This is a genomic window from Burkholderia crassaminum, assembly GCF_964265005.1.
Taxonomy (GTDB): Bacteria; Pseudomonadota; Gammaproteobacteria; order Burkholderiales; family Burkholderiaceae; genus Burkholderia.
Map to the genome: position 1 here is coordinate 342,765 of NZ_OZ183801.1, position 24,521 is coordinate 367,285.

At 67.2% G+C, this 24,521-nt stretch carries 17 protein-coding genes; 12 read left to right on the plus strand and 5 right to left on the minus strand.

The features are described from left to right. Nucleotides 1–26: 26 nt before the first annotated feature. Entirely contained in the window at nucleotides 27–1,220 is a 1,194-nt protein-coding gene (locus ACPTTF_RS34800; protein WP_423372131.1) for a XylR family transcriptional regulator, read from the minus strand. A gap of 274 nt (nucleotides 1,221–1,494) precedes the next feature. Between ACPTTF_RS34800 and xylA the strand changes: the two genes are divergently transcribed. The 6 genes from xylA to ACPTTF_RS34830 all read left to right on the plus strand — a co-directional run bounded on the left by xylA (nucleotide 1,495) and on the right by ACPTTF_RS34830 (nucleotide 8,672). Next, on the plus strand, nucleotides 1,495–2,817 hold the full coding sequence (xylA, locus tag ACPTTF_RS34805; protein ID WP_423372132.1) for a xylose isomerase: 1,323 nt from the start codon (nucleotides 1,495–1,497) through the stop codon (nucleotides 2,815–2,817). A gap of 4 nt (nucleotides 2,818–2,821) precedes the next feature. After that, entirely contained in the window at nucleotides 2,822–4,300 is a 1,479-nt protein-coding gene (gene xylB, locus ACPTTF_RS34810; RefSeq protein ID WP_423372133.1) for a xylulokinase, read from the plus strand. Between the two features lie 126 nt (nucleotides 4,301–4,426). Beyond that, nucleotides 4,427–5,455: a D-xylose ABC transporter substrate-binding protein gene (xylF, locus tag ACPTTF_RS34815; protein WP_166958348.1), complete on the plus strand. Its 1,029-nt coding sequence runs from the start codon at nucleotides 4,427–4,429 to the stop codon at nucleotides 5,453–5,455. A 61-nt stretch (nucleotides 5,456–5,516) separates the two neighbouring features. Continuing rightward, nucleotides 5,517–7,076 (plus strand): D-xylose ABC transporter ATP-binding protein, encoded by a 1,560-nt coding sequence (gene xylG, locus ACPTTF_RS34820; protein ID WP_423372134.1) that lies wholly within the window; start codon nucleotides 5,517–5,519, stop codon nucleotides 7,074–7,076. Beyond that, nucleotides 7,073–8,308 carry a sugar ABC transporter permease gene (locus tag ACPTTF_RS34825; RefSeq protein ID WP_423372135.1) on the plus strand — a complete coding sequence of 412 codons (1,236 nt, stop codon included), beginning with the start codon at nucleotides 7,073–7,075 and terminating at the stop codon, nucleotides 8,306–8,308. Before xylG ends, ACPTTF_RS34825 begins: the two co-directional genes overlap by 4 nt. A 34-nt stretch (nucleotides 8,309–8,342) precedes the next feature. Then, nucleotides 8,343–8,672: a hypothetical protein gene (locus ACPTTF_RS34830; RefSeq protein WP_423372136.1), complete on the plus strand. Its 330-nt coding sequence runs from the start codon at nucleotides 8,343–8,345 to the stop codon at nucleotides 8,670–8,672. 87 nt (nucleotides 8,673–8,759) lie between these two features. Here ACPTTF_RS34830 and ACPTTF_RS34835 read toward each other — a convergent pair whose 3' ends face one another. From ACPTTF_RS34835 to ACPTTF_RS34845, 3 genes are all read right to left on the minus strand, one after another. Then, nucleotides 8,760–10,280, minus strand: a complete 1,521-nt coding sequence (locus tag ACPTTF_RS34835; RefSeq protein ID WP_423372614.1) for a diguanylate cyclase — start codon at nucleotides 10,278–10,280, stop codon at nucleotides 8,760–8,762. A 366-nt stretch (nucleotides 10,281–10,646) separates the two neighbouring features. Next, nucleotides 10,647–12,995 carry a sensor histidine kinase gene (locus ACPTTF_RS34840; RefSeq protein ID WP_423372137.1) on the minus strand — a complete coding sequence of 783 codons (2,349 nt, stop codon included), beginning with the start codon at nucleotides 12,993–12,995 and terminating at the stop codon, nucleotides 10,647–10,649. Further along, the gene (locus ACPTTF_RS34845) at nucleotides 12,988–13,821 is read right to left on the minus strand and encodes a response regulator transcription factor (RefSeq protein ID WP_166958814.1); all 834 of its coding nucleotides are present in this window, start codon (nucleotides 13,819–13,821) and stop codon (nucleotides 12,988–12,990) included. Before ACPTTF_RS34845 ends, ACPTTF_RS34840 begins: the two co-directional genes overlap by 8 nt. A 1,441-nt stretch (nucleotides 13,822–15,262) precedes the next feature. Between ACPTTF_RS34845 and ACPTTF_RS34850 the strand changes: the two genes are divergently transcribed. Both ACPTTF_RS34850 and ACPTTF_RS34855 read left to right on the plus strand, forming a co-directional pair. Further along, entirely contained in the window at nucleotides 15,263–20,374 is a 5,112-nt protein-coding gene (locus tag ACPTTF_RS34850) for a YadA-like family protein (RefSeq protein WP_423372138.1), read from the plus strand. Between the two features lie 44 nt (nucleotides 20,375–20,418). Next, nucleotides 20,419–20,814, plus strand: a complete 396-nt coding sequence (locus tag ACPTTF_RS34855) for an outer membrane protein assembly factor BamE (protein ID WP_423372139.1) — start codon at nucleotides 20,419–20,421, stop codon at nucleotides 20,812–20,814. 233 nt (nucleotides 20,815–21,047) lie between these two features. Here the strand turns inward: ACPTTF_RS34855 and ACPTTF_RS34860 are convergent, their stop codons facing one another. Next, entirely contained in the window at nucleotides 21,048–21,236 is a 189-nt protein-coding gene (locus ACPTTF_RS34860; protein ID WP_423372140.1) for a hypothetical protein, read from the minus strand. Nucleotides 21,237–21,581: 345 nt separating this feature from the next. Between ACPTTF_RS34860 and ACPTTF_RS34865 the strand changes: the two genes are divergently transcribed. From ACPTTF_RS34865 to ACPTTF_RS34880, 4 genes are all read left to right on the plus strand, one after another. Then, nucleotides 21,582–21,797, plus strand: a complete 216-nt coding sequence (locus ACPTTF_RS34865; protein ID WP_027792801.1) for a DUF3820 family protein — start codon at nucleotides 21,582–21,584, stop codon at nucleotides 21,795–21,797. A gap of 220 nt (nucleotides 21,798–22,017) precedes the next feature. Then, on the plus strand, nucleotides 22,018–22,527 hold the full coding sequence (locus ACPTTF_RS34870; RefSeq protein WP_043184322.1) for a hypothetical protein: 510 nt from the start codon (nucleotides 22,018–22,020) through the stop codon (nucleotides 22,525–22,527). Nucleotides 22,528–22,737: 210 nt separating this feature from the next. Then, nucleotides 22,738–23,253, plus strand: a complete 516-nt coding sequence (locus ACPTTF_RS34875; RefSeq protein ID WP_423372141.1) for a hypothetical protein — start codon at nucleotides 22,738–22,740, stop codon at nucleotides 23,251–23,253. Nucleotides 23,254–23,357: 104 nt separating this feature from the next. Then, the gene (locus ACPTTF_RS34880; protein WP_423372142.1) at nucleotides 23,358–24,509 is read left to right on the plus strand and encodes a c-type cytochrome; all 1,152 of its coding nucleotides are present in this window, start codon (nucleotides 23,358–23,360) and stop codon (nucleotides 24,507–24,509) included. The last annotated feature ends 12 nt before the right edge of the window (nucleotides 24,510–24,521 follow it).

The window sequence follows — 24,521 nt, forward strand, 5'->3', positions numbered from 1 at the left end:
GGTGGATTCGATGAGAAAGGCGGGCTTCAGGGCGCGGCGACCGCGCGTTCCTGGTATTCGCGCGGCGTACAGCCCAGCTCGCGCCGGAATACCGCGTACATGTACTGGATCGACGTGAACCCGCAACGGATCGCGACTTCGGCGCTCGATGCCTGCCGGCCGGCGAGCAGCGCCTGCGCCGCTTCGAGCTTGTGACGCAGGATCTCCTGGTGCACGGTGCGCTGCAGTTCGCGCCGGAAGTGTTCCTCCAGCAGCGATCGCGATACGCCGACATAGTCGGCGACCTGATCGGTCTTGATGCCCTGGCACGCGTACTGGCGAATGAAATGGCGTGCGCGCATCACGTACGGGCTCGTGAGCGGCTGGTGGCGTGTCGATTCGAGTACGTTGATCCCGACCGGCGGCACGAGAATCCGCCGGTCGGGAAAACGCGCGCCGCGCAGCATCTGGTGCAGCAGGTGCGCGGCGGTCCGGCCCATTTCCTCGGTGCCCTGGATCACGGACGACAGCGGGATGCGCGTGAGCGTGCGGGTGAGCGGATCGTTGTCGATGCCGATGATCGCGACCTGTTCCGGCACCGCGAGGCCGGCGATCAGGCATGCCTGCAGCAGGTGCCGCGCGCGCGCGTCGGTTACCGCGATGATGCCGACGGGCTTGGGTAGCGCGTGCAGCCAGCCGATCAGCTGCTCGATCGCGTGGTTCCATGCCGATGCGCTGGTCGACAGCCCGCGGTAGATCGGCGCGTCGAGCCCGTCCGCGCGAGCGAGCCGGTCGAACGCCAGCTCGCGCTGCTGCGCCCAGCGGTTCTGCTGCGCGACGGGCAGGCTGTACATCGCGAAGTGCGCGAGCCCGGCGCCGATCAGGTGCGTGTACGCGAGCGACACGAGCTTTGCGTTGTCGGTCGCGATATACGGCACGCCGTCCGGATATTGCGCCGGATCCTCGTAAGACGAGCCGAGCGCGACGACCGGCAGCGGCGAGCCGGCGAGCGCGTCGGCGACGGCCGGATCGTCGAAGTCGGCAATGATGCCGTCGCCGTCGAAATGCTCGATGCCGGCAAGCCGGCAGCGGAAGTCGTCTTCGAGGAACAGGTCCCACACCACGCGCGTCGAGCGCAGGTACTGGCCGATGCCGCTGATGATCTCGCGGTCGTAGACCTTGTTGGCGTTGAACAGCAGCGCGATGCGGTGCGGCGTCTGGCTGGAAGGGGCGCGGGTCATCTCGGTCTCGAGGCGCGTGCCGTCCGGGGCGTCGCGCCGTTGTCTCCGGGGGCGCGGGCGGTGCCGCGCGGCTGTCGGGTTTGTCTGGTGTCCGGCGATTGTAGGACGGAACGCATGCCCTGCGCAGCGCGCTGGCAAGAAACGTTAAGCGTACTGCGCAATTTCGCAATTGCGGGCGAGGGGGCGCGCGGGCACGATCCAGCCAGACCGAATTCGGCGCCGCACGCCACCGCGATGCACGCCGCACTGCAACAAGAAACCGGACGGAGACGCCATGTCGTATTTCGAACAGATTCCCGCGATTCGCTACGAAGGTCCGCAGTCGGACAACCCGCTTGCCTACCGCTATTACGACCGCACGAAGCGGGTGCTCGGCAAGACGCTCGAGGAGCACCTGCGGATCGCGGTGTGCTACTGGCACACGTTCGTGTGGCCGGGCCACGACATCTTCGGCCAGGGGGCATTCCGGCGGCCATGGCAGCAGCCGGGCGACCCGCTCGAGCGCGCGCGACAGAAGGCCGATGCGGCATTCGAGTTCTTCACGAAGCTCGGCACGCCGTTCTATACGTTCCACGACACCGACGTTGCGCCCGAGGGCGACAGCCTGCGCGAGTATGTCGAGAACTTCGCGCGGATGACCGATTACCTGGGCGAGCGTCAGCAGGCGACGGGCGTGCGGCTGCTGTGGGGCACCGCGAACCTGTTCTCGCATCCACGCTTTGCGGCGGGCGCGGCGACCAACCCGAATCCCGATGTATTCGCCTGGGCGGCCACCCAGGTGCGCCACGCGCTCGACGCGACGCATCGGCTCGGCGGTGAGAACTACGTGCTGTGGGGCGGCCGCGAAGGGTACGAGACGCTGCTCAATACCGATCTGGTGCGCGAGCGCGAGCAGTTCGCCCGCTTCCTGTCGATGGTCGTCGAGCACAAGCACCGGATCGGCTTCAAGGGTGCGCTGCTGATCGAGCCGAAGCCGCAGGAACCGACGAAGCACCAGTACGACTACGATGTCGCGACCGTACACGGTTTCCTCACACAATATGGATTGCAAAATGAAATCCGCGTGAACATCGAAGCGAACCACGCGACGCTCGCCGGCCATTCGTTCCATCACGAGATCGCGAACGCGTTCGCGCTCGGCGTGTTCGGCAGCGTCGATGCGAATCGCGGCGATCCGCAGAACGGCTGGGATACCGACCAGTTCCCGAACAGTGTCGAGGAGCTGACCCTCGCGTTCTACGAGATCCTGCGCCACGGTGGCTTCACCACCGGCGGCATGAACTTCGACGCGAAGGTGCGGCGCCAGAGCGTCGATCCGGAAGACCTGTTCTACGGCCATGTGGGCGCGATCGACGTGCTCGCGCTGGCCGTCGAGCGCGCGGCCGTGCTGGTCGAAAGCGACCGGCTCGACGCGCTGCGCCGGCAGCGCTACGCGCAGTGGGACAGCGCATTCGGCCGCGAGATCCTGTCGGGCGGCTACACGCTGGAGTCGCTTGCCGCCGACGCACTCGCGCGCGGCGTGAACCCGCAGCATGCGAGCGGCGGGCAGGAGCGGCTCGAGAACATCGTGAACCAGGCCATCTACGGGCTGCGCTGACGCCATGTACATCGGAGTCGACCTCGGCACGTCGGGCGTGAAGGCCGTGCTGCTCGACCGCGACGGCGCGGTGCGGGCCAGCGCAAGCAGGCCGCTGGCAGTGAGCCGGCCTCGGCCGCGCTGGTCCGAACAGGCACCGCGCGACTGGTGGGACGCGGCGTGCGGCACGCTGGCGGCGCTCGTCGCCGATGCGCGCGCGGCCGGCATCGATCCGCGCGATATCGATGCGCTCGGCCTGACCGGGCAGATGCACGGTGCGACGCTGCTCGATGCGCGTGGCGACGTGCTGCGCCCCGCGATCCTGTGGAATGACGGCCGCGCGGATGCAGAGTGCGCGGAACTCGAGCGGCGCGCGCCCACGCTGCGCGCCGTCGCCGGCAATCTCGCGATGCCGGGTTTCACCGCGCCGAAGCTGCTGTGGGTGCGGCGGCACGAGCCGGACGTATTCGCGCGGATCGCCCACGTACTGTTGCCGAAGGATTATCTGCGCTATCGGTTGACCGGCGCGTTCGCGACCGACCCATCGGATGCGGCGGGCACGCTGTGGCTCGATGTCGCGAAGCGCGATTACGACGACACGCTGCTGGCCGCATGCGGGCTTTCGCGTGCGCAGGTGCCGGCCGTATTCGAAGGCAACCGCATCACCGGCACGCTGCTGCCGGCCGTCGCTCGCGCGCTCGGGTTGCGCGAAATCCCGGTCGTCGCGGGCGGGGGCGACAACGCGGCCGGCGCGGTGGGCGTGGGCATCGTGCGGCCCGGCGATGCGCTGCTGTCGCTCGGCACGTCGGGCGTTTATTTCGCGGTGTCGGACGGTTTTCGCGCGAATCCCGAATCGGCGGTTCACAGTTTCTGTCATGCGTTGCCGCGCACGTGGCACCTGATGTCAGTGATGCTGAATGCGGCCGGATGCGTCGATTTCACCGCGCAACTGGCCGGCTACGACGGCGTTGCCGCGCTGCTCGCCGACGCGGAAGCAAACGCGCGCGCGGATCGCCCGTGGTTCCTGCCTTACCTGAGCGGCGAGCGCACGCCGCACAACGACGTGAATGCGAAGGGCGTGTTCTACGGGCTGACGCCCGACACGCGGCGGGCGGATCTCGCGAACGCGACGCTCGAAGGTGTCGGCTTCGCGCTGCTCGACGGGATCGACGCGCTGCATGCGGCCGGGCTCACGCCCGACGGCATCACGGTGATCGGCGGCGGCTCGCGCAGCGCGTACTGGACGCAGATGCTGGCCGACCTGAGCGGCCGCGCGCTGACCTTGCGCGCGGGCGGCGAAGTCGGCCCGGCGCTCGGTGCTGCGCGGCTCGCGCATCTCGCACTCGAACCGGATGCGCCGCTCGACGCCGTGTGCCCGCAGCCGCCCGTCGTCGCGGTACGGGAGCCCGACATGGCGCGCCACGCGTGGTATCGCGACGCGCGGCGGCCGACGTTTCGCGCGCTGTATCGGGCGCTCGAACCGGTGTTTGCACAGGGCGCTTGAACGGCGGCTCGCCTGAACGGCGGCTCGCCTGAACGGCGCCGTACGTTGCAGTGACTCGATGCGGGCGGCGCATTCCGGCGCCAGCCCGGCGTTCGTGAGGTTGTCCAATAACAAGGAGTTGGAGACATGAAATCCGTGACGCGTCGTACCGTATTGAGCTCGCTTGCCGGCGCCGCCGCGCTGGCGATCCTCGCGCTGGGCGCACCGCTCGCGCATGCGAGCAAGGACAAGCCGGAAATCGGCTTCTGCATCGACGACCTGCGCGTCGAGCGCTGGTCGCGCGACCGCGACTATTTCGTCGCCGCCGCGACGAAGCTCGGCGCGAAAGTGTCCGTGCAGTCCGCGGATGCGAGCGAGGAGCGGCAGATCTCGCAGATCGAGAACCTGATCTCGCGCGGCGTGGACGTGATCGTGATCGTGCCGTTCAATTCGAAGACGCTCGGCAACGTCGTCGCCGAAGCACGCAAGGCGGGCATCAAGATCGTGTCGTACGACCGGCTGATCCTCGACGCCGACGTCGATGCGTACATCTCGTTCGACAACCAGAAGGTTGGCGAACTGCAGGCGCAGGGCGTCTACGACGCGAAGCCCAAGGGCAACTATTTCCTGCTCGGCGGCGCGCCGACCGACAACAACGCGAAGATGCTGCGCGAAGGGCAACTGAAGGTGCTGAAGCCGGCGATCGATCGCGGCGACATCAAGGTCGTCGGCCAGCAGTGGGTGCCGGAGTGGAGCGCGTCGACCGCGCTGCGGATCGTCGAGGATGCGCTGACCGCGAACAACAACAAGATCGATGCGATCGTCGCATCGAACGACGGCACCGCAGGCGGCGCGATCCAGGCGCTCGCCGCGCAGCACCTGGCCGGCAAGGTGCCGGTGTCCGGGCAGGACGCGGATCTCGCCGCGGTCAAGCGCGTGATCGCCGGCACGCAGACGATGACCGTCTACAAGCCGCTCAAGCTGATCGCGAGCGAAGCGGCGAAGCTCGCGGTGGATCTCGCGAAGGGCACGAAGCCGGCGTTCAACGCGCAATACGACAACGGGAAGAAGAAGGTCGACACGGTACTGCTGCAGCCGACGCTGTTGACCAAACGCAACGTCGACGTCGTCGTGAAGGACGGCTTCTACACCCAGGCGCAACTGGCGAGCCAGTAACGGCGCAACGCGCGCGGCCGGCCGCCGGTGCGGCCGTGCGCATATCGCGGGGCATGAAGGTATGACGGAACCCTTGCTGACGATGCGCGGCATCGTCAAGGAATTCGACGGCGTGAAGGCACTCGACGGCATCGACCTGATGGTGCGGCCAGGCGAGTGCGTGGGGCTGTGCGGCGAGAACGGCGCGGGCAAATCGACGCTGATGAAGGTGCTGTCGGGCGTGTATCCGCACGGCACGTGGGATGGCGAGATCCGCTGGGAGGGCGCGCCGCTCGTCGCGTCCGGCGTGCGCGACACCGAGCGCGCGGGCATCGTGATCATCCACCAGGAACTGATGCTCGTACCCGAGCTGTCGGTGGCCGAGAACATTTTCCTCGGCAACGAGATCACGCTGCCGGGCGGGCGCATGAACTACGCGGCGATGGTGCAGCGCGCCGAGGCGCTGCTGCACGAATTGCGGATCGACTCGATCAACGTCGCGCAGCCGGTGATGAACTACGGCGGCGGCCACCAGCAGCTGATCGAGATCGCGAAGGCGCTGAACAAGCGCGCGAAGCTGCTGATCCTCGACGAGCCTTCGTCGTCGCTGAGCGCGTCCGAAACACGCATCCTGCTCGACATCGTGCGCGACCTGAAGCGTCGCGGCGTTGCGTGCGTGTACATCTCGCACAAGCTCGACGAGGTCGAGGCGGTGTGCGACACGGTGACGGTGATCCGCGACGGCCGCCATGTCGCGACCGAGCCGATGCGCGCGCTCACGACCGACCGGATCATCGCGATGATGGTCGGCCGCGAGATCCGCGACCTGTATCCGCGCGAGCCGCACGAGATCGGTGACGTCGTGCTGGAAGCGCGCCACGTGACCTGTCGCGACGTGACGAACGTGCATCGCAAACGGGTGGACGACGTGTCGTTCAGCGTGCGGCGCGGCGAGATCCTCGGTGTCGCGGGGCTCGTCGGCGCGGGCCGTACCGAGCTGATGCAGGCGATCTTCGGCGCGTATCCGGGCGCATGCACGGCGACCGTGCTGATGAACGGCCGGCCGCTGTCGATTCGTACGCCCGCCGATGCGATCCGCGCCGGTATCGCGATGGTGCCCGAGGATCGCAAGCGTCACGGCATCGTGCCGCAGCTCGGTGTCGGCCACAACATCACGCTGGCGGTGCTGCGCCGCTTCGCGGCGCGTGGCCGGATCGACGCGGCCGCCGAGCTGGACGCGATCCGCACCGAGATGCAGCGGCTGTCGGTGCGCGCCGCGCATCCGTTCCTGCCGATCGCGAGCCTGTCCGGCGGCAACCAGCAGAAGGCCGTGCTCGCGAAGATGCTGCTGGCCGAGCCGCAGGTGCTGATTCTCGACGAGCCGACGCGCGGCGTCGACGTCGGCGCGAAAGCCGAGATCTACCGCCTCGTGTTCGCGCTCGCGAAGCGCGGTGTCGCGCTGATCGTCGTGTCGTCGGAAATGCCGGAAGTGCTCGGGCTTGCCGATCGTGTGCTGGTGATCGGCGAGGGCGAGCTGCGCGGCGACTTCGTCAACGACGGCCTCACGCAGGAACAGATCCTCGGCGCCGCGCTGAAATCCGGCCGGCGGCCAACCGAACCCACCGCAACAGGCGCCACATGAATTCCGAACTTTCCTCTTCTACCCCGGCGACGCAGGACGCGGACGCGCGCCGTTCAGGCGATCACGAAGCGGGGCGCCCGGCGGGTCGCTCAACCGGCAGTCAGCTTCGCCAGGCCTTCGTGCGCTACAAGATCCTCGCGCTGCTGCTTGCGGTCGCGGCGATCTGGGCATTCTTCTCGGTGCTGACCGACGGCGCGTTCGTCACGCCGCGCAACGTGTCGAACCTGCTGCGGCAGATGTCGATCACCGGCATGCTCGCGTGCGGGATGGTGTTCGTGATCATCGCGGGCGAGATCGACCTGTCGGTCGGCTCGCTGCTCGGGCTGCTCGGCGGCGTCGCGGCGATCCTCGACGTGAACCGCCACTGGCCGGTGGCTGCGACGGTGCCGGCGGTGCTCGTGCTCGGCGTGCTGGTCGGGCTCTTCAACGGCTGGTGGTCGACCTACCGGCGCGTGCCGTCGTTCATCGTCGGGTTGGGCGGGATGCTCGCGTTTCGCGGGATCCTGCTCGGCGTGACGGGTGGCTCGACGATCGCACCGGTGTCCGACGGCTTCGTGTTCCTCGGGCAGGGCTACCTGCCGCGCGTGGCGGGGGACGGCCTCGCGCTGCTGCTGTTCGCGCTCGTCGCGCTGCTGGTCGTGCGCCAGCGCGGCACGCGGCGCCGCTACCGGCTCGCGGTTGCTCCGCCGTGGCAGGACGCCGTCAAGATCGCGGGCGCGGGTGCGGTGCTGTTCGCGTTCGTCGCGACGCTCGACCGCTACGGCGGCATTCCGGTGCCGGTGCTGTTGCTGCTCGCGCTGCTCGGCATCTTTTCGTGGATCGCGACGCAGACCGTGTTCGGGCGGCGCATCTACGCGGTCGGCTCGAATCTCGAGGCGACGCGGCTGTCGGGCGTCGATACCGACCGCGTGAAGCTCGCGATCTTCGCGCTGATGGGGCTGATGTGCGCGTTCGCCGGCATCGTGAACACCGCGCGGCTCGCGGCCGGCTCGCCGTCCGCGGGCACGATGGGCGAACTCGACGCGATCGCCGCGTGCTTCATCGGCGGCACGTCGATGCGCGGCGGCTCGGGCACCGTGTACGGCGCGCTGATCGGCGCGCTCGTGATGGCGAGCCTCGACAACGGCATGTCGATGCTGGACGTCGACGCGTACTGGCAGATGATCGTCAAGGGCGCGGTACTGGTGCTGGCGGTGTGGATCGACGTGGTGTCGCGGTCGAACCGGCGGTGACGCGATGCCGGTCGCCGATCAACGGGGGGAAGGGATGAAACGGAACACGGTTCCCGTGCCACGCATCGTGAAGGCGGCGGCCGTGCCGCTCGCGACGCCGGACGCAGGACAGGATCACGGGCCGATACTCGGTCTCGGGGATCCGCGCGACCGCCGCGTTGTCGCGGATGCGCTGCGCGCGCTGCTGCGCGAGCGCGCCGAAGCGCTTGCGTTCGCGACGCGCATGGCGGACGAGCTCGGCCGGCCGAGGCCCGACGCGAGCGAATTCGCGCTGTCCGACATCATGCGGCTGACACGCCTCGTCGAGCGAGCGGAGCGATCTGCCGACGCGATGAACGAGACTGTCCGTACAGGTGCGCGCTGACGCACCAGCCGGTGTTCCCCCCGGGCGCCTAGCGATTCAGCGCGCGCGCCGGATGCGCGGCGTCAAATCACGCATCGATACGCGCTTTCAGGCCGCATGCTCGTGCAGCTCCGCCGGTGCCTGGCAGACCCGGTTGCGTCCATGGCGCTTGGCGGTGTACAGCGCGACGTCCGCCTGACGCGACAGCGCGTCGATGGAAGACGGGTACGCAGGGCGGGCAGTCGCACAGCCGATGCTCACCGTAAAAGGGGGAACCGGCTCGGCAAATCCGTCGAGCCGGTTGCTTTCCACGTCCCGGCGAATGGCCTCCGCCACTTGCGAGGCGCCGTTTTCGTCGGTATCCGGCAACACCGCGACGAACTCTTCGCCGCCGTAACGCACGGCGAGATCGCCGCGCCGCTGCGTGTGCGCACGGATGCATTCGGCCAGGAACCGGAGCGCGATGTCGCCTTGCGCATGCCCGTATCGGTCGTTGTACTGCTTGAAGTGGTCGGCATCGATGAACAGCACGGACAGGCTGCCGTCGTGGCCGCGCTGGAGCCGCGCCCATTCGTCGGCCAGCGCGGCGTCGAGCGCGCGGCGGTTGTGCAGGCCGGTCAGCGGATCGGTGCGGGTGAGGCCGGTCAGCAGCGTCTGCTTGCGAAGGTTGTCCCGCAACGCGAAGGCGAGCAGCCAGACGACCGTGCAGAAGAGCGCGCAGATGATCGACGCCGATATGCCGACCGACCATGACATGCGGATGAAATCGGCCAGCACGTCGCGTTCGGCAGGGGCGACGACCGCGATCAGCGGCGTACCGGGCACCCGCTGGAACGTATAGAGCCGCAAGGTCCCGTCGATGCGCGAGTAGGCCGCATAGAATCCCGCATCCTGGTTCAGCATGCGATCGAAGGTGTTCGACCGAGTCAGGCGGATCATCTGGTGATCGCTCACCGGCGGGTTGCGGGCGAGGATGGTGCCGTCCGCGCGCAGGATCGCGCTGATGCCGTGCTGCCCGACGTTCAGCCGTGACAGCAGCTGATCGAAATACGTGAGGTCGATCGCGACCACCGCGATCCCGCTGAACGTGTGGTCGGGCCGTTCGATGCGCCGGGACAGCGCGATGGATGCCGTGCCGCCGCGCGAGCGTGCGCGATAGGCCTCGGAAACGTAAAGGCCGACATTCGGCGAGTCGCGATGGACCTTGAAATAGTCGCGATCGCCGAAGTTCCAGTGGTGGGACGGGCCGCAGCACGCGTCGATCAGCTGGCCGCCCTGGTCTGTCACGCCCATCCCGGTCACGTATTGCGCGGCGGCGCGCTGGAACAGCAGGTCGTGCCGCAGCCCGGCGTCCATGCGCCGCACCGCCGGCTTGCCGAGATCGGCGGCGAGCGCGATCAGCGCGTTGTTGGACGTCTCGACGGTTCGCGCGATCTCGCTGACCAGCACGGCGGCGACGTTGCGCGAGGTTTCGTGCGCGTGCTCGACGACTTCGCTTCTCGCGGCCCAGAGCGTCATCGCGCTGAGGCCCAGCGCCGCAAGCGACATCAGCGTGCCGAGCGCGCCGACGACAAGATGGTTTCGTCCCGCCCAGTCGGCGATTTTCTCGATGGAGGTAGATGCGGGCATGCTACGCGCTCGTTGGGGGAAGACCGGCGCGATGAACCGGGCTGTGCTGAAAGCCGGGTTAACGGCAGGTCGGCAACGAAATCGAGGTCTGCACGGGAAACGAATCGGTGCGGAAGCGGCGCAAACGTGTGCGGACGGACGGGGCTGTCGAAGCCGGTTCGTCAGTCGAACGATTGCTGGCTCGCACATTCTCGATGGAACGGCACGCCGCTCGTGTGCGTCCGATCCCGCCGCCATTTCGAGCAAGACGGCGTGAACGGCGATGGGTACCGGCGCGGGAGCGCCGCGTGACTGGTTTCTTTCTGCGCGCTTTCACCGCGCGTTCAGGTAAGCGGATTCGCTCCGAAGCTGCGCGCCCGGTCGCGATCAGGCCGGCCCGGCCGCGTCTGTCTCCGCGTCATCCGTTGCAGCCGCGTCGCGCGCACGTTTCAGCGCGCCGGCCAGCTTCCCGATCGCGTGCAGGTCCAGCGTATCGAGATGCTCGCGCACCGCCTGCACGAAGGCCGCGTAGTCCTGCTCGTCCGCATACTGCCCGAGCCATTCCTCGATATCGGTGAGCTGCCCGTTGCCGGCAAACAGGATCAGCTCGTCGAGCGCATCGTCGGGCGGGCAGCCCATCGCGGGCGCGGCGCCGCCCGGCGCGACATCGTCCGCCGGATGAAACCGCCGCACGAGTTCCGATGCCGGCACGAGTGCATGCCCGACGGCCGGCGCAACGATCGCGAACGAGAACGCCGTGCCGACGCCCGGCTGGCTGGCGACGGCCAGCTCGCCGCCCATCGCGCCGACGATGCGCTGCGCGATGAACAGGCCGAGCCCGGTTCCGCCGTTGACGGCCTGCACCTGCTGGTACGCGCGAAAGATGTCGCGGGTGCCGCTGATGTCGATGCCGATGCCCGTATCGGCGACCTCGAACAGCAGGCGCCATGCGTCGCCTTCGCGCGACGCATGCACCGACAGCGTGACCGTGCCGTCGCGCGTGAACTTCGATGCGTTGGACAGCAGGTTCAGCAGCACCTGCTGCAGCCGCATCCCGTCGATCGACATCGTGCGCGGCAGCGGCGTGGCCGGCCGGTACACGAACCGGTTGTCCTGCTGCGTGCACAGCGCGAGGGCATAGTGGCCGATGTCGTCGAGCAGGCCGGGCAGGTCGGTCGCGTCCGGCGACACGCCGAGCGGCTGCAGCTCGGCCTTCGTGAACGCGAGCAGTTCGTCGATCAGCGTGAGCTGGTAGCGGATGCTGCGGTCGATCGAGCGGATCAGCCGCGCCTGGCCGTGCGTCGCGCCTTGCAGCAGCAGCTTCGCGTAGCCGTTGATCGTGGACAGCGGCGCGCGCAGGTCGTGGCTGACATAGCCGAGCGTCTCGATCTTCTGCTGCATGTGGGTGGTGACCTGCTGCAGCGCGTCGTTGAGCGCGAGCGTGCGGCGTGCGACTTCGTCGCGCAGGCGATCCTGTTCGGTGAGCTGCCAGTGTTCGAGCCGCTTGCGTGCCTCGGTGCGCTGACGGCCCACGTGGTGGATCCACGCGGCCAGCACCAGCAGGTGCGTGGCGAGCCCGATGACCGCGATGACGGGGTTCGGATAGATGTCGGACTTGAGCCAGGACAGCACCGGCGGCAGCGCGTCCATGCCGTCGAGCACGCGGATCAGCATGTTGAAGGTGGCGAACGCGATCGCGATCAGCATCACGCGGCCGGTGGGGGTCCGGCGGACGGCGAGCAACAGTGCGAGGCTGATGTTGACGATCCCCAGCACCGCGTTCAGCCGCAGGCAGAACCACGTGAAGGTCAGCAGGTCGCCGCTTGCGGCGCCCGCCATGCCGATGAACTCGAGCGCGAGGAAAACCATGTAGACCGCGCGCAGCGGCAGCCTGGCCTGTTCGCGCCGGGCGACCGTCAGGATGAAGACGATGAAGCAGGCGATCGCCAGGTACACGGAGATGATTTCGCCGCGCGCCGACCACTCGCGCAGCGCGGGCGGCAGCGCCATCGCCGTATAGCCCCGGTAGGCCGCCTCGAACAGCGTCGTGCCCAGCGCAAGCCCGGCCAGGACGTAGAACACGCCGCTGCGCGAAAAGAACCCGATCAGCAGCGCGCACCACACGAGCGCGAGCAGCCCGCCGAAGAAACCGAAGTCCCACATCGTCGCGCGCCGTTCCAGCGCATCCCATGCTGCGTGAGTGAATGCGGCCGGTGCGAGCCGCATTTCCTTGCGCGACGTGACGCGGATCAGCACGGGGACGCTTGCGCCGGCGGGCAGCGTGACGTCGAGTGCCGGGTAGCGCGATGGCGGCCCGGCATTACCACCACCGGCGTTGGCGGCCGGGAAGCGGTTGTCGAGCGTCCACCGGCCGTTCTGGCCGACATAGAAGTCGGCCCGGTCGACGCGTGCGTCGCGAATCACCAGCACCAGCGAACGTGCGGCGCTGTCACGGTTGGTCAGCGTCGCGCGAACCCACCATGCCGACCGCGAGAACGCGATATTGAACGAGCGCGCGGTTGTCGTCGATGCATCGTGCGACCGGTCGGCAAGACGAGCGGCGACCTGGTCGGCGGTCATCGTCGTGCTTGTGTCTTCGAACACCGACACGGCATCCAGCTGCGCGGGGTTCGGTGTCGATGCCGCGCGGGCCGTCGCGCAGGTGACGGCCAGTGCGACCAGGAGCAGCAGCACCGCGCGCCATCCGGCTGCCCACGCCGCGTCGCGGCTACGCATCGGGATGATGCCCGCCGGGCGCGGGCGGCGCGTTGACCGCGTGGCGCTGGCGCCGCCAGTCGGACGGCGTGATGCCGAAGCGCTCGCGGAACGCCGTCGCGAAATTGCCGGGCGTGGAGAAGCCGATTTCCTCGGCGATGTCGCCGATCCCCATCGACGTTTCCGCGAGGAAATGCATCGCGGCGCGCAGGCGCGTATCGCGCAGGTACTCGAACACGGTCTGGCCGAGCTGGTCGCGGAACACGCGGGACAGGCGCTTTTCGTGCGTGCCGACCTGCCGGGCGAGCTCCTCGAGCGCCGGCGGATGGCGCAGGTCGCGCAGCAGGACCTCGGTCGCCGCGCGCACGAGGGCCGCATCCGGGTTGTCGGGCAGTTCGGGCAGGTGCGCGAACGGCTGGCTGCGCCGTGCGCGCTTCAGGTGATTGCGGATCCGGGCCAGCACTTCAGCCGGCTCGAACGGTTTGACGATGTAGTCGATCGCACCGGTTTCGAGCCCCGCGATGCGATCCTCGAGATCGCCCGCGGCCGTCAGGATGATGACCGGGATCGTTTGTGTCGAAGGGGTCGACGCCAGCAGCCGGCACGCGGCGAAGCCGTCCATGCGCGGCATGCGGACATCCATCAGGATCAGGTCGGGCGCGATCGCCTGGGCGCGGTGATAGGCCTGCAGCCCGTCGAACGCGACGCTGATCCGGCACCGCGCGGCACGCAGGATTTCAGTCAGGAGCCGCAGGTCGTTCGGGCGATCGTCGACGACAAGAATATGTGCGTCAGCGAGATCCGGCGTGGGACGAGGCGACGCCGAACTGGACGAGCGGGATGACATGGTGGCGAAGGCGGTGGAAGGGTGGCCGGTCAGCTTGAGAGCATCGCTTTCTGCTCGATTGTTGCGAAAAATTATATGTCGACAACCCTGCGGGCTGTGAGGATTCCGTGCGGTTCGTGGGGGCTTGTGGGGTGGGGCGCCGCGCGATTTCGGCACCGACGCGCGACCGAACGGAATGGGAGTGGAAAAACATGCCGAAGTGCTTTTTAATATCGGTCTTAATTTCCGGGTTCTATCGATTATCAAATCGAATTGGCCCGCATGATGAATTCGGGTGGGTTGTGTCGAGAGGCGATTCCTTTCAATGTGAAATAAATGCGTCGAATCGGCGGTCGCCTGATTAATGCTTTATGAATTTTCGGTCAATATTTATTTTGATGGAAAGCCGGATTCCGAGCCGGAATGTATGAATGTAAATATCATCCGCTCGGGAAAAGTATTTTTCCGCTCCGGAAAAGGTTTGTTTGAATGGATGCCGGCACACTAGCCCCGGCGCGGCTGGAATCGGTTCTTCGAGGGGAACGGCTGTTCGTGGATTCCTTGCCGCTGCCATATTCGGATGACGTGATATTCAATGTGACATCGAATGATGGCAATTCTCAGAGTATGGGAATGCGATGACGGACAAAAAAATTGGCACGAGGGTAATACAGGTTTCATAATTTTCCGAATGGGTTCGTATACAAGAGAAACGGAAAAATTGTGAGACTGGTTCGGGTGTGACGCATCGACAAGAAAAATCGTCAAGGAAATTCGACCGATTAATCGATGCGGGGGTCGTTCGGCAAGTCAGGCGCTTTTTCCGGGAACCCGGAAAAGCGTTTGACTTGCCGGCGGAGAGGGTGAGCGGCTGCGCGTGGGCCGCCCGGCGGTCTGATCCGTCCGGGCGCGATCGCGCAGTGCGTTCTCGAATCAGGCGGGCACGAAAAACATGAGCGCGACAGGCATCACAGGTCAACGCACCGGTTCGAGCGAACCGGATGCGCATGCGTCACACCCGGGGATTACACGGCGTCATCCTCCTCCTGAATGAATCATGACGGGCCGTCCCGGGGTTCGGGCCGGCATCCGTCCATCCGGCGTCTGAACGACGCCTTCCCATGAAATTCGAGGTCGCCGCCGGTTCGGCGCGACGGCACACGCACGCGGATTCGCGGTGCGCGGGGCAGCGCGTCGCCGTTTTTCCCGTGCCGTCGACCTCCATGTCCCGATTACCGGCGAGTGCCGCCGCTCAACGTGCCGTCACGCACGTGCGGCGTGCAGTCGTGCGATCGCCATGGCGATCGCGATTGCCGAGCAGCGTTGTTCGATCGTTTAGTTAGCTATCCAAAGTGAAGCGCGGAGCATCGCGACACGGGCGAGGGGGCAGACCGATGCGTCATCGCCTGCCGTCGCGTTCGCTGCTGCGTGATCCAGCACATGAGAACCGAGGGAACACAAGATGAACAAGTCGTTCAAGTCGATCTGGAACGAAGCACTGGGGGCCTGGGTTGCGGCTTCCGAGCTTGACCGTGCGCGCGGCAAGCGTGTCGCGTCGGCGTGCGGCACGTCCGGGCATGCCGCGAGCGAGGGCGTTGCGCGCCGCGCGGGCACGCCCTCGATGCCGTCGCCGCGACGATTGGCCGTGCTGATGGCGTCCGCGTATCTTGCGTTGTTCCATGCGGGTGCGCACGCGCAGTACGCGCCGGATGGCGGCTCGGCTACCGGCGGCGTGACGTCGATCTCGATCGGCGTCGGGTCGAGTGCCGCGCAGCAGAACTCCACCGCGCTGGGCAACCTGTCGACGGCGCAAGGCGTGTCGGCCACGGCGCTGGGCCCGGGCGCGCATGCGATGGCCGATGCGTCGACGGCGGTCGGCATCAATGCGCAGGCGACGCAGTCCGGAGCGGTGGCGATCGGCAGTGCCGCGATCGCGACCGGCGCGTCCGCCGTCGGACTCGGGAGCAATGCAACGGCCTCCGGTCAGTATGCGGTTGCGTTTGGGGCCGGCTCGACTTCGTCGGGCATCAGCAGCATTGCGCTCGGTTATTCGTCACAGGCGACCAACCAGGGCGCGATTGCGCTCGGCAACCAGTCGACGAGTTCCGGCGCGGCCGGCGTGGCGGTGGGCAGCGGTGCGCTGACGACCGGCAATTCCTCGATCGCGATGGGCGTCAACAGCGGCGCGAAGGGCGCGACGTCGATCGCGATCGGCTGGGGCGGGATAGCCGGCGTAGCGGGCTCGGGCACGCAGTCGCTCGGCACCAGTTCGATCGCGCTCGGCTCGGCCACGACGGCCGGCGCCGATCAGGCGATGGCATTCGGCCTGAACGCGAATGCGTCGGGCGTCACTTCGATCGCGGCAGGCGTGCAGTCGACCGCGACCCAGCAGTTCGCGGTCGCGCTCGGTAATCTCGCGCTCGGCAGCGGCGTCTCGGCGACGGCCCTGGGTTCGGGTGCGACGGCGTCGGCCACGAATGCGACGGCCATCGGCGTCAACAGCACCGCGGCGGCGGCGTCCACGGTGGCGATCGGCGACAGCAATTCTGTCGCCGCCGCGGCAGGCGCGGGCTCGATCGCCGGCGGCAACAGCTCGAAGGTGCTGAGCGGCGCCGGCGCCGTCGCGCTCGGCCTGGGCCAGACCGTCAGCGGCAACGGTGCGGTGGCGATCGGCGATCCGAGCACCGCGATCGGCACCGGCGCGGTCACGGCCGGGGCGAACAACACGGCGAACGGCAACGGTGCGGTCGCAATCGGCAATTCCAACATTGCGCAGGGCAACGGTTCGCTCGCGCTCGGCAATACGTCGACGGCCGCGGCGGCGGGTGCGGTGGCGTTCGGTGCGTCGGCCGTGGCGAACAATGCAAACGACGTCGCGCTCGGCTCGGGCTCAACGACAGCCGCGCCGAATCCGACGGCAAGCGCTGTGATTGGCGGCGTTACGTACAACTTCAACGGCACGTCGCCGACCAGTGTCGTCAGCGTCGGGGCGGCGGGCACCGAGCGCCAGATCACCAATGTCGCGGCCGGGCGCATCAGTTCGGCGAGCACGGATGCGATCAACGGGTCGCAGCTCGATGCGACGAATCAGGCGGTGAATTCGCTGTCGACTTCGACTGCGTCGAGCGTCAGTTCGTTGTCGACCGGGTTGTCGTCGGCCAACAGTGCGATCACGTCGCTTTCCACGTCGACTTCGACGGGGATCAGCTCGTTGTCGACAGGGGTGAGTTCGACCAACAGTTCGGTAACGTCGTTGTCGACCTCTGCGTCTACCGGGTTGTCATCGGCTAACAGCGCGATCACGTCGCTTTCCACATCGACGTCGACGGGCATCAGCTCGCTGTCGACGGGATTGAGTTCGACCAATAGCTCGGTGACTTCGTTGTCGACCTCCACGTCGACTGGGTTGTCGTCGGCAAATAGCGCGATCACGTCGCTGTCCACGTCGACGTCGACGGGTATCAGTTCGCTGTCGACGGGATTGAGTTCGACCAACAGCTCGGTAACGTCGTTGTCCACGTCGACGTCGACGGGCATCACTTCGTTGTCGACGGGCCTAAGTTCGACCAACAGCTCGGTAACGTCGTTGTCGACCTCCACGTCGACCGGGTTGTCGTCGGCCAACAGCTCGATCACGTCGTTGTCCACGTCGACGTCGACGGGCATCACTTCGTTGTCGACGGGCCTGAGTTCGACCAACAGCTCGGTAACGTCATTGTCGACGTCCACGTCGACCGGCCTGTCGTCGGCCAACAGCGCGATCACGTCGTTGTCCACGTCGACGTCGACCGGCATCACTTCGTTGTCGACGGGCCTGAGTTCGACCAACAGCGCAGTGACGTCATTGTCGACGTCCACGTCGACCGGGTTGTCGTCGGCCAACAGCTCAATCGCGTCGCTCTCCACATCGACGTCGACCGGCATCACCTCGTTGTCGACGGGCCTGAGTTCGACCAACAGCTCGGTAACGTCATTGTCGACGTCCACGTCGACCGGCCTGTCGTCGGCCAATAGCGCGATCACGTCGCTGTCCACGTCGACGTCGACGGGCATCACTTCGTTGTCGACGGGCCTGAGTTCCACCAACAGCGCAGTGACGTCATTGTCGACGTCCACGTCGACCGGCCTGTCGTCGACCAACAGCGCGATCACGTCGCTGTCCACGTCGGCTTCGACCGGCCTGAGTTCAACCAACAGCTCGGTCGCTTCGTTGTCGACTTCGACATCGACCGGCATCAGCTCGTTGTCCACCGGCCTGAGTTCCACCAACAGCGCGGTCACGTCGCTGTCGACATCCACGTCGACGATCGTCGGTTCGCTGTCCACCGGCCTGAGTTCGACCAACAGCGCGGTAACGTCGTTGTCGACGTCGACCTCGACGGCCGTCGGCTCGTTGTCCACCGGCCTGAGCTCGACGAACAGCACGATCACGTCGCTGTCGACCTCCACGTCGACGGCGGTCGGCTCACTGTCCACCGGCCTGTCGTCGACCAACAGCTCCATCACGTCCCTGTCGACCTCGACCTCGACGATCGTCGGTTCGCTGTCCACCGGCGTCGCGTCGCTGTCGACCGGCCTGAGCACGACGAACAGCAGCGTGACATCGCTGTCGACCGCCACGTCGACGAGTATCGGTTCGCTGTCCACCGGCCTCAGTTCGACGACCAGCTCGATTTCATCGCTGTCGACGTCGACCTCGACGACCGTCGGCTCGCTGTCCACTGGCCTGTCGAGCACGAACAGCAACCTGACGTCGCTGTCCACCGCGACGTCGACCGGCATCGGTTCGCTGTCGACGGGCCTCAGCTCGATCGCGTCGAACAACACCAATCTCGGCAACAGCACGGCCGGCGGGCTCGGCGGCGGGGCGACCTACAACCCGACGACCGGCACGATCTCCGCGCCGTCGTACGTGACGTACAACAGCGACGGCTCGACGACGGTCAACAACAACGTCGGCTCGGCGATCGACAACATCAACGCGCACGGCATCAAGTATTTCCACGCGAACTCGACCGCGCCGGACAGCCAGGCGCTCGGGCTCGACAGCGTCGCGATCGGCCCGAACGCGATCGCGAAGGTGGACGGCAGCATCGCGCTTGGCGCCGGTTCGGTGTCCGATCGCGCGACGGCGCCGGCTTCGGGGATCCTCCGCAACGGCAGCGCGTCGATTCCGTTCAACACGACCGACCAGACGCTGCTGGGTGCGGTATCGGTCGGCGACGCGACGAGCAAGACGTATCGCCAGATCACCAACGTCGCGGACGGCACCGGCCAGCAGGACGCGGTGACCGTGCGGCAGCTGGCCGGCGCGCTGCAGTCGTTCGCGGTCACGACCACGAAGTACTTCCACGCGAACTCGACGGCCGTGGATTCGCTCGCGGTCGGTGCGGAGTCGGTCGCGGTCGGCCCGACGACGGTGGTCAACGGCGACAACGGCGTGGGTATCGGCAACGGTGCGATCGTCGACGCGACCGCGCCGGGCGGCGTGGCGATCGGCCAGGCGGCGAGCGCCGCGCAGGCCGACGCGATGGCGCTCGGCAGCGGCGCGACGGCCACCGGCGCGCAGTCGGTGGCGCAGGGCGCCAACGCGGTCGCGGTGAGCGTCGGCAGCGTCGCGGTAGGTTCCGGCGCACGCAGCACCGCGACCGATGCGCTCGCGCTCGGCGCCGGCGCGACGGCGACGTTCGCGAACAGCGTCGCGCTCGGCGCGGGTTCGCTGACCACTGTCGGCGCGCAGACGAACTACATCGCGTATGGCCTGAGCAGCCCGCAGTCGTCGGCCGGCGAAGTGAACGTCGGCAACCGGCAGATCACCGGCCTCGCGGCCGGCAAGAACGGCACCGATGCGGTGAACGTGTCGCAGCTCGACTCGGTCGCCAACCAGTTGACGACGTTGATCACCCAGCGCACGTCGAATCTCGGCGGGTCGTACACGACGAACCCGACCGGCACGAACGTGCCGCCGGGCTCGACGGGATCGAATTCGTCGGCGGGCGGGTCGGGCGCGATCGCTTCGGGCTCGAACAGCACGGCGGTCGGCAACGGATCGGTGGCGTCCGGCAACGGGTCGACCGCGATCGGCGTCGGGTCGACCGCGGCGGGCAGCAATTCGGCCGCGATCGGCACGGGCAGCAACGATGGCGGCCGCTCGAACGTCGTCGCCGTGGGCTCCGCGGATTCGGCGCGCCAGGTCGTCAACGTCGCGGCCGGCACGCAGGGCACCGACGCGGTCAACGTGAACCAGCTGAACGCCAGCGTGGGCAACACGCTGTCGCAGGCGAACAGCTACACGGACGGCCAGGTCGCCGGCCTGCGCAACAGCCTCGACAGCTACCGCCGCGACGCGGACGGCGGCACGGCGACGGCGATGGCCGTGGCCGGCCTGCCGCAACCGTCGGGGCCGGGCAAGAGCATGGTCGCGCTGGCCGGCAGCGTGTATCGCGGCCAGTCGGGGCAGGCGCTCGGTATTTCGACGATCTCGGAGAACAACCACTGGGTCTACAAGGCGGCCGTCTCGACCAACACGCGCGGCACGTATGGCGCGGTGGTCGGTGCCGGGTACCAGTGGTGAGCCGCGGCCCGCGCCGTTTCCCTTCCATTCAAACGATGCCAAACATGAACGCAAATCTTGCAAAGTTCGCGGCCGCGGCACTGCTCGCTGCGGCCGGCCTGACCGGATGCGCCACGCAGCAGGGCGATCCGCCGTTCCCGTCCGCCGATACGGCCACGCTGCCCGAGGGGACGTACCCGAATCTCGCCAATCTGGCGCAGGTCCAGCCGGGGGTGACGAAGAACCAGCTGTACGAGCTGCTCGGCCCGCCGCATTTTCACGAGTGGATCTTCCACGTGCGGACGTGGAACTACCTGTTCCAGTTCCGCGAGGCCGGCAAGGTCGCGACCTGCCAGTACCAGATCCGGTTCGATTCGGATAACCGCGTGGTGAAGACGCGGTGGGACAAGCCGGAGTGCGAGGCGTTCGGCGGGAAGGGGGCGGCCGGCAGCGAAGGCTGAGGCCGTATGACCGGCCTGCGGGCCGGTGCGCGGGCGTCGATGACGTGGGTTCATCGGCGCCCGCTACCGAATTGCGTTACCAGGCGGGTGTTGTTACCGCAGCCGCGCGCCGCCGCTTGATGGAGACGGAGACGGAGCGCGTGAGGCCGCGACCGGATGGGCAGGATCGCAATGGAGAGGCGGCCGCCTGACGCGAGTGTGGACGAGCCGGGCGCCCGGCAGCGGGCGCCACGTCAGTGTTTGAGCACGCAAACGGCCACGATTTCGTATCCGGGGTCGGCATGCACGTGCGCCGCCTTTTCCGCTTCCTCATACGAACGAAACGACGTGGCATCTTCGACCGCCGGTGCCATGCCGATATCGCCATCCTCGGCGGTGCAGAGGAACTGCTCGCCGGTCTTCACGACGTAGACGGACAACATGATTCCCTCCATCGTTTGCAGGGGGGAATTCCAGTCTAGCAGGCCAGAAAAGGGGCGCAGGCGGTTCGCTGTGTTCTTTGCGCGAGGTCGTTGTCGGAGGGTTTGCCGCCTCGCCGGTTCGTGCGTCATGCCGGCCGGCTCATCCGTATTCGCCGGAGTTCGATCCGACGGGTTCACGCTGCGCAACGCGCAACAATCGGCTGCTGCGCGCCGGACATGATCGACGGCCGTCAACCCGGCGCGGTTTCCCGATTCGGCTTCCCGTGAGGGGCAGGTTTCACGACCTTCGGTCGGCCTGGACAGCCCGGCACGCGGCAGGAGCGGAAAGCCGTGCACAATACCCGCATGCAGACCCCAGACCTCGAACACCTCGTCACCGTCACCATGCCCTTTGGAAAGTACAAGGGCCGACTCATTGCCGACCTGCCTGGGCCATACCTCAACTGGCTGGCCCGCGAAGGGTTCCCGCGCGGCGAAATCGGTCGGCAGCTCGCGCTGATGCACGAGATCGATCACAACGGCCTGCGGGACTTGCTGGAGCCGTTGCGAAAACGCGGATAACGCCAATCAGGGGCGAATGCCGCGCGTGCCGCGTCGCCCTGCATCGATCGACCGTGATCGACGACAACTCACCCCTCTTCAGCCACACCTGCCGCGCGTGCCGAATGCACGCGTGCGGCCCCGGCGCTGGCCCACGCGCACCTAGCGCGTCGCCGATGCTGACATAGAATATAAAACAGTCCCTTGAGGACGACTTGATTGCAAGAAAAGGGGTGCCGACATGAGACGCCTTTATTTCCTCGTACCCGATACGCAGATGGCGAAGGCCATCGTCGACGATCTATTGCGCGCACGCATTATCTGGCGCCATATCCACGTTCTCGCCGATCACAGCGTCACACTCGATCAGTTACCCGAAGCATCGTTGCTGCAAAGCAGCGATGTCGTGCATGCGCTCGAGCGCGGCGTCGCGCTTGGCGGCGCGGCGGGTGCGCTGATCGGCCTCGTCGCGCTGGTATTTCCCCCGGCGGAGCTCGTGATCGCAGGCGGCGCCGTCGTCGGGTTGACGTTGGCCGGAGCGGGTTTCGGGGCGTGGACCGCCGCGATGATCGGCATCGCCGAGCCGAACGCGCGACTCCAGCGATTTCGCGAGGCCATACAGGAAGGCCAGATCCTGATCATGGCCGACGTGCCGGCATTGCGAGAGCAGGAAATCGAAGAGATGGTCGCCCAGCATTTTCCGAAGGCGGACCTGGAAGGCGCCGAGCCTACGACACCGATCTTCCCCTGACGCGCGACAGCAAGCCTGCCTGCCCGATACCCGGGTTCATCGACGCATTTCGTCGAGCGCACGGCCGCGGGCGGAGCGCGGAGAGGGGCGTTCGCATGTTGCGCAGGCAACCCGGTCCGCGCTTCCGAATCGCGCAAGAGACGCAGGCCCGACGCGCGTGACGCCCTCGGAACCGAAGCGCCGACGTCGAACCGCCGGCAAGGAGGTCGTATGGAACTGCACATTCAATCGCACCATTGGGAGCGTCGTACGCCGGACTGGGTCGCCGCCGCCGTGGCCGGTCTCGCAGGCGGTGCGCTGGTGATCGCGCTGGAATTCGTCTGGTCGACACTCGTGCTCGGCTCAAGCCCGTGGCAACCGACACACAAGATCGCGGCGATGGTGATGGGCCGCAGCGCACTCGGCCTGATGACGCAATTCAACCTTGAAATCGTGGCGATGGCGCTGCTGCTGCACTACGTGCTCGGCGCGATCATGGGGATGATGCTCGCCGCGATCATGGCGCCTTTCCGCCTCGATTCGAGCGTGGCCATGGAAGCCGCCATCGGGCTGGCGTTCGGGATCGTCGCGTATGGGTGGAACTTCTACGTCATGACGGCCGTGTTCCCGTGGTTCGTCTCCGAGCGGGGTTCCGGGCCCTTGTTGGCCAACCTGTTGTTCGGCGTGGTTGCGGCCATCACCTACGGCAGGCTGGAGCGATTGCGCAAGCAGAACGTGGACGACTGACACATTGCGTTTCCCGCCGCGCCGAGCTTGACCACGCAGCGTTCGCGGGAGACACGGAACCCGGTGTCGGCGGCTCCGGCGAGTGACACGCAGCGAGGCGGCCTATGGCCCTTGCGATTGCCCTGGTCCTGATCATCGTATTGGCGGTGGGGTTTCACTTTGCCAGTCCGTGGTGGATCACGCCGATCGCGTCGAACTGGGTGCGCATGGACGACATGCTGACGATCACGCTCGTCATCACCGGTGCACTCTTCATCGCCATCAACCTGTTCATCGTCGTCGCACTGGTGCGCTATCGCCACCGCAGCGGGCATCGCGCGGCCTACGAGCCGCACAACCGGAAGCTGGAATGGTGGCTGATCGGCCTGACCGCCGTCGGCGTGGCGGCGTTGCTGGCGCCGGGGCTGTTCGTCTACGCGGACTACATCCGGCCGCCGCGCAACGTGCTGCAGATGGAAGTGCTCGGCCAGCAATGGCAATGGCGTTTCCGCTTCGCCGGCCCCGGCGGCAAGCTGGGCACGACCGACGTGCGCTACATCAGCAACGACAACCCGTTCGGCCTGAACCCCGCCGACCCCAACGGCCGCGACAATTACCTGATCGAAACGCCCGAGGTACACCTGCCGCTGAACCGGCCGATCCAGGTCCTGACGCGTTCGCGCGACGTGCTGCACGACTTCTACGTTCCGCCGTTCCGGGCGCGGATGAACATGGTGCCGGGCATGGTGACCACCTTCTGGTTCACGCCGACCAAGGCAGGGCGCTACGACATCCTGTGCGCGCAGCTCTGCGGGATCGGGCACTCCGGGATGCGCGGCGTGGTGGTCGTGGAAGACGAAGCCGCGTTCTCGCGCTGGCTCGCGCAGCAGACCACCTTCGCGCAGCAGCAACTCGCCCACGTGCAGGCCGCACCGGCCGCTGCCGGCGGCAGCGCGAAGGCGCTGGCCGAACTGGGCAAGACGCTCGCGGCGGCCAAGGGCTGCGTCGCCTGCCATACCGTGGACGGCAGCCCGCTCGTGGGCCCGACCTGGAAAGGCCTGTACGGCAAGACCGAAACGATGGCTGACGGCAGCACCGAGAAGGTGGACGAAGCCTATCTGCGCGCGTTCATCCGCAATCCGACGGCGCGGGTCGTGAAGGGCTTCTCGCCGATCATGCCGCACTTCGACCTGAGCGACCAGGAGCTGTCCGCGCTGGTGGCGTATATCGAGGCGCAAGGCGCGCCGCCCGCCGCCAGTACTGCGGCCAAGCAATAGCGGAGCAGAAAC